The sequence below is a fragment of the Fictibacillus sp. Mic-4 genome, from assembly GCF_049843615.1.
Lineage (GTDB): Bacteria > Bacillota > Bacilli > Bacillales > Fictibacillaceae > Fictibacillus_A > Fictibacillus_A gelatini.
Genome location: NZ_JBBHZM010000012.1, coordinates 1 through 13,226, shown reverse-complemented (window position 1 = coordinate 13,226; position 13,226 = coordinate 1). Strand labels below are relative to the sequence as shown.

The 13,226-nt window shown below is 42.0% G+C and carries 12 protein-coding genes; 2 read left to right on the top strand and 10 right to left on the bottom strand.

Annotated features, from left to right (window positions below):
* Positions 1 to 30: 30 nt before the first annotated feature.
* Both WD019_RS09830 and WD019_RS09825 read right to left on the bottom strand, forming a co-directional pair.
* Positions 31 to 336 (bottom strand): nucleotidyltransferase family protein, encoded by a 306-nt coding sequence (locus tag WD019_RS09830; RefSeq protein WP_051291567.1) that lies wholly within the window; start codon positions 334 to 336, stop codon positions 31 to 33.
* Between the two features lie 112 nt (positions 337 to 448).
* Positions 449 to 1,351 carry a LysR family transcriptional regulator gene (locus WD019_RS09825; RefSeq protein ID WP_425711372.1) on the bottom strand — a complete coding sequence of 301 codons (903 nt, stop codon included), beginning with the start codon at positions 1,349 to 1,351 and terminating at the stop codon, positions 449 to 451.
* Positions 1,352 to 1,477: 126 nt separating this feature from the next.
* Here WD019_RS09825 and WD019_RS09820 point away from each other — a divergent pair, with 126 nt between their 5' ends.
* Positions 1,478 to 2,524: a YeiH family protein gene (locus tag WD019_RS09820; RefSeq protein ID WP_425711414.1), complete on the top strand. Its 1,047-nt coding sequence runs from the start codon at positions 1,478 to 1,480 to the stop codon at positions 2,522 to 2,524.
* A gap of 281 nt (positions 2,525 to 2,805) precedes the next feature.
* Here the strand turns inward: WD019_RS09820 and WD019_RS09815 are convergent, their stop codons facing one another.
* Positions 2,806 to 4,008 carry an MFS transporter gene (locus WD019_RS09815; protein WP_026678876.1) on the bottom strand — a complete coding sequence of 401 codons (1,203 nt, stop codon included), beginning with the start codon at positions 4,006 to 4,008 and terminating at the stop codon, positions 2,806 to 2,808.
* Positions 4,009 to 4,248: 240 nt separating this feature from the next.
* On the opposite strand from WD019_RS09815, the gene WD019_RS09810 reads away from it, so the two are divergent.
* Positions 4,249 to 4,701 (top strand): DUF523 domain-containing protein, encoded by a 453-nt coding sequence (locus WD019_RS09810; RefSeq protein WP_425711371.1) that lies wholly within the window; start codon positions 4,249 to 4,251, stop codon positions 4,699 to 4,701.
* 56 nt (positions 4,702 to 4,757) lie between these two features.
* Here WD019_RS09810 and WD019_RS09805 read toward each other — a convergent pair whose 3' ends face one another.
* From WD019_RS09805 to WD019_RS09775, 7 genes are all read right to left on the bottom strand, one after another.
* Positions 4,758 to 5,120 (bottom strand): hypothetical protein, encoded by a 363-nt coding sequence (locus WD019_RS09805; protein WP_425711370.1) that lies wholly within the window; start codon positions 5,118 to 5,120, stop codon positions 4,758 to 4,760.
* Between the two features lie 58 nt (positions 5,121 to 5,178).
* Positions 5,179 to 6,375 carry a ParM/StbA family protein gene (locus WD019_RS09800; RefSeq protein WP_026678879.1) on the bottom strand — a complete coding sequence of 399 codons (1,197 nt, stop codon included), beginning with the start codon at positions 6,373 to 6,375 and terminating at the stop codon, positions 5,179 to 5,181.
* Between the two features lie 294 nt (positions 6,376 to 6,669).
* Positions 6,670 to 7,800 (bottom strand): DEAD/DEAH box helicase, encoded by a 1,131-nt coding sequence (locus WD019_RS09795; RefSeq protein WP_425711369.1) that lies wholly within the window; start codon positions 7,798 to 7,800, stop codon positions 6,670 to 6,672.
* Positions 7,801 to 7,882: 82 nt separating this feature from the next.
* Positions 7,883 to 8,944: a sensor histidine kinase gene (locus tag WD019_RS09790; RefSeq protein ID WP_026678880.1), complete on the bottom strand. Its 1,062-nt coding sequence runs from the start codon at positions 8,942 to 8,944 to the stop codon at positions 7,883 to 7,885.
* Entirely contained in the window at positions 8,941 to 9,618 is a 678-nt protein-coding gene (locus tag WD019_RS09785; protein WP_026678881.1) for a response regulator transcription factor, read from the bottom strand. Before WD019_RS09785 ends, WD019_RS09790 begins: the two co-directional genes overlap by 4 nt.
* Before the next feature lie 17 nt (positions 9,619 to 9,635).
* The gene (locus tag WD019_RS09780) at positions 9,636 to 11,426 is read right to left on the bottom strand and encodes an ABC transporter ATP-binding protein (RefSeq protein WP_425711368.1); all 1,791 of its coding nucleotides are present in this window, start codon (positions 11,424 to 11,426) and stop codon (positions 9,636 to 9,638) included.
* 139 nt (positions 11,427 to 11,565) lie between these two features.
* Entirely contained in the window at positions 11,566 to 12,831 is a 1,266-nt protein-coding gene (locus tag WD019_RS09775; protein ID WP_425711367.1) for an MDR family MFS transporter, read from the bottom strand.
* Between the last annotated feature and the right edge of the window lie 395 nt (positions 12,832 to 13,226).

Sequence of the window (13,226 nt, the reverse complement as noted above, 5' to 3'; positions counted from 1 at the left end):
GTGCTTTTTCAGCCAAATTTAATCGTTGCTTTAGACGTTCCATTTAATCCCCTCTTCCTTTACTTTATTACGAAATTGTTCATCCGAATATGTTAAGTCAACAATTTCAACTCGATAAGGTATCGTAGATTCCTCAAGTTCTAACCGCAACCTTGTGAGCGTCCCATCTGGAAGGCAGGAAGTATAACTAACAGCAATATCTATGTCTGAAGTTGGCCTCTCTTGTTTTCGTGCCCACGAACCAAATAAATAAACGACCGCTTCAGTATTTTGTAAACAGGAAAAAACAATCCTTTTGACTTCTTCCAAAATTTTATCCCGGTTAGCTACAGACACAGTCTTATCTCCTTTGCATCTAAAGTTATATCAAAATCTTTCGCTACAAGGTCCTTTTTTCCTTTATTGATTTTAATGCGTATTTCGACAATTTCCGAGGAAATGAACTTTTTTATTTATCCAGCTTTCGTAAGTTAGAAAACTTCTCTTTCAGCAAACGGATAAACACTTCTGTTGCCTTTGTTTGAAATTGATCCCCTTTTGTTACAATTGAAAATTTCCTTTTTAAAGGCAGTTCTTTTATTTTCAATGTTGTCAGCGAATGCATGGTTAGTTCTTTCCGTATCGCCCATTGTGAAAGCAATGTAATCCCCAGTCCGGCCTCTACCGATTCCTTAATGATTTGCGTACTGCCGAATTCCATTCGTTTTTTTGGCGACAATCCAAACTTCTGAAACATTTCATCTGTAGATTCCCTCGTTCCCGATCCTTCTTCCCGAACAATCCATGTCTCACTTTCTAATTCACTCATGTTAATTTCCCTTTTGCGGGCTAAGTGATGGTTAGGCGAAACGACAACAAACATTAAATCTTCTGAAAAAGGTTCCATGTCCAATTTTTCATGTTTGAACGTCCCTTCAACTATGCCTACATCTAATTGATGGTTAGCGACTAATGTTTCAATTTCCTTTGTATTTCCGATGGATATCGCCGGGTTGATTAACGGATAATGCTCGCGTAAATATGCGATGATATGAGGCAAAACATATTCTCCAAACGTATAGCTTGCCCCTATAGAAAGATTTCCGCTTGCGTGATTGGTTAAATCGTCGACTAAAGATTGCATCCGCGTATAAAGTCCCAATATTTCTTTTGCATGGTGATAAACAATTTCACCCGCTTTGTTCAAACGAACGTATTTATTCGTCCGTTCTAAAAGCTTCGTTCCAATTGTCCGTTCAAGAGTTTGGATATATTGGCTGACAGCCGGTTGTGTCATATGCAATTCCTCAGCCGCGCGCGAAAAGTTCCCCTTCTCTGAAACCGTCACAAAAACGAGCAATTGTTGATCCATATGCTTTTCACCCCTCTTATTATATAAGTTTACTTATTGTAATCATCATAATGATTTATTTTTCTTATAGCAACAGATTGCTTATGCTTGAATTACAGAAAATGATTTGGGGTGATTCATTTGGCAATGTCAAACGCAAGAGTATCTCCTTCTCAAAAGGAACCTGCGAAACCCGACAACAAGCCATCAACTTACGGAGTATGGATCGGCGGTGTTGCCTTTACATTTTTAATTGCATTACTAGGTTTTCTGCTTGCAAAAGTACCCGGATTTGATCATGTTGGCCAATTAGCGTGCGCCATTATCATTGCCGTCGTGTATCGGCAAATTTTCGGGTATCCAGAAGCGATTCGTTCCGGAATCCAATTTTCTTCCAAAAAATTGTTGCGTTTAGCCATCATTTTATATGGATTAAAGCTGAATATTGATACCGTTTTGCATGACGGATTAGGATTGATCGTTCGTGATGCGGGTGTCATTACTTTTGCTATTCTTGTAACGATAGGTTTAGCTAAACTTTTTAAAGCGGATAAACATATATCGTTGCTTCTTGGTGTTGGAACGGGTGTTTGCGGAGCAGCAGCCATTGCCGCGATTGCTCCAATTGTGAAGTCAAAAGATGAGGATACAGCGATCGGGGTAGGAATCATCGCATTAATGGGAACGATTTTCGCCATAGGTTATACAATTGTCAGACCATTTCTGCCTTTGTCCGCTGTTGATTACGGGATCTGGTCGGGGATTAGCCTGCACGAAATCGCCCATGTCGCATTGGCTGCGGCACCCGCAGGCCAGGACGGTTTGGCCATCGCATTGCTTGCTAAATTAGGCCGGGTTTTTCTGCTCGTTCCATTATGCTTTATTTTCATGTACTTGATGAAACGTCAATCAGGATCCCATCAATCGGATGCAACAATTGAATTTCCATGGTTTTTAATCGGGTTTATCATCATGAGCATTTTAGGAAGCTATGTACTGGGACATTCCATTCCGGTTTCATTAGGCGTCCTTAATTTCATTGCAGATGGGACAACATGGTGTTTAACTGCGGCGATGGTCGGACTTGGGCTGAATGTTAGCCTTCGCGATCTCCGCACAAAAGCCTTGAAGCCGCTCTGCGCAATGACGATAACTTCGATTTGCCTGTCTGTTTTGGCTTATTTTATCGCTTAATCAGTAAAAGAACAGCGGCTCAAGTCCCTCCATCTTACATTTATCGATTAATTCAGGCACGGTTTCATTCATTTTCGGAGCGTTATCAATCAATTCAGCGGGCCAATCAATCATTTTTGCGTTTATCGATTAATTCAGGCGCGATTTCGTTCAATTTCGGAGCGTTATCAATCAATTCAGAAATGATATCAATCATTTCCGCGGCTCTATCACTCCATCTTACATTCAAACCTGTTTTCTTTCAATCTCAAAAAGACTGGATTCAATCCAGTCTTTTTCGGTTATCCTACTTCTTTTTGCTTTGTCTCTTTTCCGAATAGCAATACAGCTAACACGCCTACAATAATCGTAATGCAAAAAATCACGAAGATAGTGTTGATCGATGTTTTTTGGCTTACTAAATATCCGACTAATAATGGTCCAAGAATGCCTCCGATCCGGCCAAAAGCAGTTGCCATCCCGACGCCTGTACCGCGAATTTCTGTCGGGTATTGCTCGGGTGTATAGGCATAAAGAGCACCCCATGCCCCAAGGTTGAAAAAAGATAGGAAAATGCCCGATAGCATTAATGCAACTAGAGAGTCAGCGCTTCCGAAGAAATATGCACTTACTGTCGTTCCAATTAAATAAGTGATTAATACAAACTTCCTTCCCGCCCGTTCAATGAGCCATGCCGCCGTAAAATAACCGGGCAGCTGCGCGATCGTCATAATTAATACATATTGGAAGCTTTTAATTAAGCTAAACCCTTTCATTACCATGACGCTCGGTAACCATAAAAACATGCCGTAATAAGAAAACACGACACAAAACCATAACACCCAGAGCATCACCGTTTGCCGGACATATGGTTTCGACCAGACGCTGCCCAGCCGCCCGATCACGGATAACTTTTGTGCTTGATCGACATGAAAGCGTGGGGAATCCGGTAAGTTCCGTCGCAAATAAAGCACATAAAAAGCAGGCAATGCGGTAATGATTAATGCGGTCTGCCAGCCAAATTTCGGAATGACGAAATACGAAATGAGTGCTGCCAACAGCCAGCCGCCCGCCCAAAAACTTTCAAGCAAAACAACGGTTTTCCCCCGTTCGTTAACAGGTACGCTTTCGGAAACGAGCGTAGAAGCAACCGGAAGTTCCCCGCCAAGCCCCATTCCGATCAAGAAACGTAAAATCAAAAATATGGTTAAAGTCGGAGCAAACGCCGACAACCCGCTCCCCACAGAAAACAATACTAATGTGAACATAAATACGGCTTTACGGCCCATCCGGTCTGCCAACATCCCAAATAACAATGCGCCAACGGCCATTCCGATGGAGTTAACGCTTCCGATCCAGCTCATTTGTTTCAATGAAATGTTCCAATCCTTTTGCAGCGCGGCAATGATAAACGACAATATTCCTACATCCATTGCATCAAACATCCAGCTAAAGCCGCTAATCGCGATTAACTTTCGCTTTGAAATACTTGTCTCCCTATTCATAATGCCCCCCGTTAATCCTTAATCTTACTTCTATTCTTCCCATTGCATGCAAAATCAATGAGGATTTATCTTTTTCATATTAGAACCTTACACATTTATTTACAAGTGTAAAGACACAAAAAACCAAACTTATTCTTCAGGTAAGCGCTGCATAGCCGCTGCAAAGGTACATTCATTCCAGTTTTTCTTTTTCTCTTATGCTATGGGATAATGGCACTAACAAGGAAAGGGGCTATTGATATGATCTTAATCAGCGCTTGTTTAGGCGGAAAAGAATGCCGCTATAATGGAACCCACAGCCTTGATGAGCCTTTGCAAAAACTCGTTGAACAAGGGAAAGCGATGTTAGTTTGCCCTGAGCTGCTCGGCGGCTTTACTACCCCAAGAGACCCTGCGGAAATAAGAGGCGGCGATGGGAATGATGTGCTAAAAGGTTCAGCCAGGGTCGTAGATCAGTCCGGAAATGATGTCACTGAACTTTATGTCAAAGGAGCTGAAGAAACGCTGAAGATCGCTAAAAGTATAAACGCGGAATCTGTCATCCTTAAGGAAAATAGTCCTTCCTGCGGCAGCTCGCAAATTTATGATGGGAATTTTAGCGGAACGAAAATAAGCGGAATAGGGGTAACGACTGCCTTGCTTAAAAAGCATGGATTTAATGTCATTTCTGAAATAAAGTTAGAAGATTGGTAGTCGAAAATAAAATAACACCGGGTAATCCTTAGTGTTACCCGGTGTTATTAAACTAATTACGTCCATGATTCTATATCGTCATCGTCAATATCATCTTCCATTGGAGGTTCTTCTACTTCTTTAGCAGATGGATCATCCGCAATGTCGGCTTCTTTTTTCGATTGTCCATAAGCTTCCCTCGTTGCAGCAATTTCGCCTTTCTCTAAAGGAAAAGAAGAAGCGTCCATCGGGAAAGACCGTTCTGCCGGAATATAATTTTGCAAATTCCGAACGCCATTGGCTGCGATCTCATTTTCAATGAGATAACGAATAGAGTCCATTAAATTGGTTTGGCCATTAATCCATTCAATAATCAAAGGGGATTCGTTTTTTTTCGTTTTTAAACTGATGTTATCGCCTGGTTTCTTTTGCTTTTTCATAAAAACATTCACCCCCTGCCTTTATTATTCATCCCTACCATTTTAAAAAAGGCATGGATTAAACGGTTTGTTTTGCTCTGGACTTGATCGCTTCATAAATTTTCCCGCGAACAAAGGCATCCAATCCTTTTGCATTCATCGTGACGGCATATTGTGCAGGAATATATAAAAGCTTAATTTCACGCTCGTCACATAATTCTTTTAGCATCGGGTAAAGCGTTGGGTACATAAGAATGCTTCCTCCGCCATAAACGCAAATGACATCAATTTCGTTTCTTGCTTTCGTCAATTGTTTTCGAATATTATTGATGATTTGCTTAGCTTGTCCCTCGAGCGGCCTTTTCAATGTTTTCATTGCTCTTGAATGGTATTTATGGTTTTTGTTTTTAATAACATCGCTGAAGAATTGTCTTGGACTGTCTGGTAGATGAATTAATCGGTTGAATTCAACTAAAGCTTCTTCAATTGCATAACCCGCTCCATGGTTGCTGCCATGAACGAATTGGCGGAGAAACTTGTTTCCTTCTGTAATTGGGTATTCCGTTGAGCCATCGCCGATATCTGTATGTAAAATCCGTTTATCTCTGAAATAATTACCGCTGAAATGCTTTGGCATATTGTAATTTTCTACAAACTCATCAAAGATGTCCCCTTTTCTCCAGTTGCCTTCTTCATCTTTTTGCAACGAAAACGTCACCGGGGTCGCTTCTGGAACAACCTTGACAAAATCGAAGATGACCTTCACCGCAACTCGCAATTTTCCTAAGTGCACCGTCACATTGTGCGGTCCTGCCATAAACCGTCTTTCAAACTTTGCCGCTGTTTCATCTGTATGCTGGGTAATCGGCAGCGCTGTCGCCATATCGACCATTACTTCAATGCTCTGTGGTATCGATTTTTCTTCCTCAAAAACTTTTTGAACAGCGACGGCTGAAATTTGCCCAAGCGTATTAACGACTGGCAAATCAACATCGTATTTGAAATCAACGCCTACTTGAATATTTTCAAGCAATTCCCCGCTTTCAAGCGCGAACTTTCCAATATAGTACATACCTGGACGCGCGGAAGGAGAATCGATTGTGACAATGAGGTTATCTTGAAGATTTTTCACAATGCTTTCAGGTGTGACCTCTTCGCTCCATGGAAGTTGATCTACTAAACAATTCACATTTGGTTGTTGAATGAGTTTTCCATCAATAAAAATATCATGTTCACTGTTACCATTATCGTTGCCTACAAAAAACTGTAATGCCATAGGAAATTCCTCCTTGAAATGATTAATATTAGATCTGTTCGAAATTACTATCGCCCAGCAATACCAAGTATTATCTAGTAATGCCCGTCCATGTGAAATGAAAGGGTGCTATGTTATCTATTCGAGAAACGGCTGCTAATTCCTGCCTGATTCAGGATATAACCGTCTATAAGATCGGTGTTCATTACATTTTAAACTATACGTTTGATAGTATTACCGGACAACATCTACCTATATTTTTCGTCTCAACTCCTAAAAAACAGTCGGGAGGGACCGACTGTTTTTCTCATAAACTTATTTTTTGTTGTGTTTTGAACTGGCTGAACGTATCTTTTCCATGGAAATACCGCTCTTTTCGATCTTTTTCAAATACATATCGTCCTTCGGAGTGACAAGTGTGACCGCAATCCCTTTTTGACCGGCCCGGCCTGTTCGGCCGATGCGATGAATATAGCTTTCCACATCATGTGGAATATCGTAATTGAACACATGGCTGACCCCTTCAACATCTAATCCTCTTGCCGCTACATCTGTGGCAATCAATAAATGAATCTTGCCCTTTCGGAAATTCTCCATTACCTCTTCCCGTTTTGCCTGCGATAAATCGCCGTGCAGCGCTTCCGTTATATACCCCTGCGCTTTCAATGATTCATTTAGCTTGCTGGCTCTTCGCTTCGTCCGGCAAAAGACGATCGCCATAGAAGGATGACTATTATTAATAAGTTTGCAAAGCGTTGCTTGTTTTTTGCGGTCGGTCGTCTCTATCAACATTTGTTCAATGTCTTCAACAGTTAATTGCGGGCTTCGAACTTCAATCATCTCAGGCTCATGCATGAACCGGGCCGCCAACGATTGAATGGGTTCAGGCATCGTTGCCGAAAATAACATCATCTGTCTTGAAGGGGAAGTACAATTGATGATTTCTTCCACTTCTCCTAAAAAGCCGGCCATCATCATCTGATCTGCTTCATCGAGAACGAGCTTTGAGACGGATGAAAGTTGGATCGTTCCGCGGCGAACATGATCCAGCAGCCGTCCCGGCGTCCCTATAACAATATGTACCGTACCTTCGAGTTTTTTCATTTGTGCGATTACATCCTGCCCGCCATAGACCGCGAGTACTTTAATGTCCGCGGCATGCACAATCATCTTTTTCACTTCACTTGTAAGTTGAATTGCCAGTTCCCTTGTAGGCGTGATGATCAATGCCTGAATTTCGTTTTTTTCTGGATGGATCGTCTCTAATAATGGCAATACAAAGGCAATCGTTTTCCCCGTTCCGGTTTGCGCTTTCGCAATCGCATCTTTGCCGTTTAACAAAACGGGGATCGCGCGTTGTTGAATGGGTGTAGGTTCTATGATTCCATTTTCCTTAAGGGCGTCGATAAATGCAGGACGAATCCCTAATTTTAAAAAACCGGACATTTCATCACCTCGTTACGGATGGATCTCATGCAGACTTACTGCAAAAATTTTAAAAAAGGGGGCATGAGCAGCATCTGGAAAACTAAACCTTTTTAACGCCTGCCGGAATTGTAATGCTAAACACAGTCCCTTTGCCGGGTGAACTTTGAACCGAAATGGTCCCATGATGCATTTCCACGATTTTTTTGACGATGGAAAGCCCGAGCCCGCTTCCCCCTTTAGAAGATGTCCTTGATGGATCCGCTTTATAAAAGCGCTCGAAAATATGTTTTTGGTCTTCTTCGGTCATTCCTATTCCTGTATCTGTAATTGAAATAACCGCCTGGTCTCCTTGAATCTTCGCTTTGACACCTATTGCCCCGCCCGCCGGTGTAAACTTGATGCTGTTGTGCAATACATTCGTCCACACTTGATTCATTAAGTCTTGATCAGCAATAACGGTTAGCTTATCCAACTCAACATTCATTTCAATTTCTTTTTCAAGCCACGCTGGTTCACTTGCCAAAACAACACTCCTTAACTGTTTATCGAGCCGGTACTCGACTGGTTCAAAAGGATGGTGGTTTGATTCCAGCGAAGTCAACTTCAATAAATTGTCGCTAATTTTCGATAATCGGCCGCTTTCCATTTCAATGATCGTTAAATAACGAAGGCGCTCTTCATCCGTCAAGTTAACATTTTTTAATGCCCTGGCAAATCCGTTAATGGACGTTAATGGCGATTGTATTTCATGAGAAACATTCGAGATAAATTCCTGGCGCATTTTCTCCATTTCTCCTAACTCTTCTGCCATTTCGTTAATTCCTTTAACAAGTTTCCCTAGCGGATCTTGCTCATTTGATTGAATGTCCAGTTTGACGCTAAAATCTCCCTTTGCCATCCGCCGCAAAGCATCTACGATTGTGTCCCATACCCCCCACTGTCTTCTTCTTCCAATAAAAGAAAAAAAGAATAGCCCGCATGAAAAAAGCAAAAATACAACGAGCACCGTAATTAATTGCTCCCAAACCCCGTGCGGATGTTTTCCGATCAGGCCGTAAAATTTCGAGGTTACATAATAAGCGATAAAAGTAAGGATCGCATTGGCGGACATAAAGATCAATATGCCAAGTAAAAATCTTTTCATCACTTGCCGTTTTTTCACGGGCTTATCTCCAATCGATAGCCAAGACCGCGGATTGTCCGGATTTTAAACCCGCATTTTTCTTCGTGGAACCTCTCCCGCAAACGCTTAATATGGACATCGACAGTACGCTCATCCCCTTCATAATCATACCCCCATATTTCTTCAATTAATTGTTCGCGTGAAAATGTTTTACCAGGAGAACTCGCAAGCTTAAACAGCAATTCAAATTCCTTCAGCGGCAACGTCATCGGCTCTCCTTCGCATGATAGTTCATAATCGCTTCGATCCATATAGACCCGGCCGACTTGAACGGTTTGCGACAATGAGATACGATAACGTTTTAAGATGGATTTTACCCTCATGACTAACTCTTCCGGCTCAAAGGGCTTAACAAGATAATCATCGGTTCCAAGCCGAAACCCTTTCACCTTTTGCGTTGTTTCCCCTTTTGCCGTCAACATGAGGATAGGCAATTCACCATAATATGTCCGGATTTCCTTGCATAACTGCCAGCCGTCCATATTCGGCATCATAATATCCATAATGACCATATCGATTTTTTGTGCCTCGAGTTTAAGAAGCGCTTCGGCCCCGTCTGCCGCTTCAATGACTTCAAAGCCTTCATTCCGCAAAAAGACGTTGACCAGCTCGCGTATATGATCATCATCGTCGACCACTAATAGTTTTGCCATGATGACTAGCCTCCATTTCAATGGTATTCAAAAGCTTCCTTCCCTTTACTTTCATTCGCTTCCTCTTGAACGTGCAATTGCCGGGTGGCAAACTCCCTGTACATTTCGTGGGTCTGGAACAATTGTTCATGCGTTCCGCTTCCTGTTATATGGCCTTTCTCCATGAATAAAATCTGGTCTGCATCAACGACCGTTGAAAGGCGATGGGCAATGACGAGCGTCGTTCGCCCTTTCATTAAATTGTCGAGTGCCTTTTGGACATAGATTTCCGATTTGCTGTCGAGACTTGACGTCGCTTCATCGAGCATTAATATTTGCGGATTGCGCAACAATGCCCGTGCGATGGCGATTCGTTGTCGTTGCCCTCCGGAAAGCTTGATTCCCCGCTCGCCTACTTCAGTATCAAATTTCTCCGGCAATTCCTCAATAAATTGATCAGCGTATGCCATTTTTGCCACTTTATGAAGCTCTTCGTCAGAAACTTCCCTTTCAATTCCATAACAAATATTTTCACGAATGGTTCCCGATAGCAGCGCACTTTCCTGGGCAACATAACCGATGTAGCTTCTCCAGGAATGAAGAGAAAACTCATCAATTGGCGTACTCCCTAGTGTAATGCTGCCTTTTGTTGGCTTGTAGTATCGTTCTAAAAGCGAAAATGTTGTCGTTTTCCCGCCTCCGCTTGGACCGACAATCGCCGTCACTTTCCCGGGCTCAATTGTAAAATTCAAATCGTTTAAAATAATTTCATCGCCATATGAAAAATCAACATGCTTTACATGAATCGGCTCATTGATTGTATCGAGCGACTTCCCTTCGTATAAATGTTCTTCTTTTTCAACAAGAATGGAATGGATTCTCTCGGTCGCTCCCATTGCTTTTTGCAACTGCGTAAAAAACATGGTCAATTGAGTCATTGGCATAATGATCTGAATGAGGTATAAAATGAAGGCCACCATGTCTCCGGCTGTCAGTGCCCCGGAAGAGACACGCACCCCGCCATATCCGATAACCGTGACGATGACAGCCATTAAAACAAGCGAAATGAGCGGTGTAATGAGCGCATGGATTTTCGCTTCCTTAAGGCCAAATTGGAATAAGGTTGTAATTCCCTTTTTTCCTCTTCTATATTCAACATCCTCGGCATTTGAAGCCTTTACTAACCGGTTTTCCGGCAAAACTTGATTTAGCACAGCAGTAAACCGGGCTGTTTCATCTTGCATTCCTTTTGAAATGATAAACATCCGTCTTCCTAGCAACATCAAGATCACCATTGCCACGGGTACGGCAAGGAGCATCACTGCTGTCATTTTCCAATCAAGAAGGAGAAGAATCGTAATAGAGCCGATAATGGAAATGATGCCTGTTAAACAGTTGGCAAGGTGTTCGGTAATTAATTCCTTTACAACTGCCGTATCATTCGTTACACGGCTCAATGTTTCTCCCGTTTCATGATTGTCATAATAAGAAATGGGGAGATGAAGCAATTTACACCATAGACGGTCACGAAGTTTGGCTACAACATGGTGCCCGACACGGTTTAATAAATAGATCGATAGACCGGCGGCGATGGCCTGGGCAACAAACGCAATAACGAGCATGCCGATTTGCCAATAATCTAGCGATGCCATCGAAAAGCCATCGACTAATTTTTTTGTGAACAACGGGACGACGAATCCAACGCCCGTCGTTAGAACACTCATACTAAGAGCAATGATTAACAGAAGCTTCGAAGGGTTCGTTTCGTTAATAAGCCGATAGAACATTCGCCAGTTTCTGACTTTCTTATCATCAATTACATCCTTCATCGGAGTCCTCCCGAAATTTTTAATGGTGTTTTTTTCATATCGTGATTTTACCATGTTTTTATGAACTGAATATGAACGGAAAATCACTTGCACAAAAACACCCCTATTTTTTGAACAGGGGTGCATAAGTTGTGCTATTTTATTTCGCTTCTTTCACTATTTCGAGGGAAACTTTCTTCGTCCGGCTATCGAGTTCCGGAGCAATGGCAAAGAAAATGAGTATGCCGATGAGGCCGATTCCTGTGATGATGCACGTGACGAGAAAACCCGGGAAAAATGCGCTTATCGTAACCGTAATCGAGCAGATCAACATTGCCAGGTTAAAATTCAGCCCTTGTATGGCCATATAAGAACTTCGCGCATGGTCCGGAGGCAAGCTCGCCATATAATTTTGCTGAACGGGAACCCTGAGCACTTCAGCAACTGTCGCAAATAACATCGCCAAAACGAGTAGCAAGATATTGTTTGAATATGAAATGACGGCATAACCTGCGACAAAGACGATACAGCTGGAAAGCAATACGGTCCGATCCCTCCACTTGCCAGCCATTTTCGCCGCAAAAAGAGCAAGCGTAACGACAAGCACCGTGTTTTCGGTGCGAAGAAATCCCGTCATCTCAACTCCCCCGAAACTTAAGCCAAACACATGCTGCACATTCATTTCCTTTGCCAGGCGAATGCTGATGTAGTTCGAAAGCTGGAACTCCATTGAAAGAACGAGAAGACCTGCAAGAACGAACAAAATGAACACCCGATCGCGAAAAACGCTAGTGTACATGGAAGCCATTTTTTTCGCCTGTCCTCCAAGTGTCACGCGACTTGCCGGCGCCGGCTTATAGCTTTCATCTATAAAAAAAGTGATAAGCACCCACGTTAACAGTGAAGCACACGTCAGGGCGACAAGAAGCTCAAACAGATAATGTTTAAATAACAAACCTCCAGCCACACCTCCAAGTGCGATAGATAGATTGTTCGCCCAATACATAATGGAGTACATCGTTTTCCTTTCTTCTGGTTTGCTCACATCCATTAACATCGCCTGGCTCGCAGGTCCGGAAAGTCCCCAACATACACTGTTGGCCGTCATCATAAAAAACGTCAAAAGTGGCGAGTGAAACCACGGGGAATTGGATATCATCATTGTAAAAAAAGCGAGAAATCGAAGAGATTCTGCAAAAACAATGATTCTTTTTCTTCCAAACTGGTCGGAAAAATAGCCTCCGAAAAAGTTGATTGCAATCCCAACTCCAACATTAATTAATAGTAATAACCCCGCATTTTTTGCCCCGAAATAATGAGATAAATAGATCGCCATAAAGGGAAAAATCATGCTGCCGATCATAGAACCTAAAAACGATTCAAACAATCGGATCTTAATCGTGCGGTGAAAAGACATTATGTTCATATGTACACCCTCTTTTCTTATAAAAGCCCTTCCGTTTTCGTATTTCCATCACCTTTCAAAACATTAAATAGAGAGGGAATTTTCCCTCTTCTTATCATCGCCTTCCTTTCCAAAATTGTAAATATTAGCTTATTTTATGACCCTCTATGAAGGGATACAAACATGGATGGCGTTTTTTTAAAGATTCAAGAGGGAACACGCATACATATAAAGCGAAATCAACGTTACTAGTGCCCCTTCAGCTAAGAAAGTTCTTATTTTCAAGTATAAATTTTCACTTGTAAAAAAGATAAGAAGATGGAAGCAAAAAACAAGATCAAACTCTCTAGTTTAGTGCTATTTTCATGGCATTTGGACAATAAACAGTTGATTTCCGACAATAAATAAATTCCATC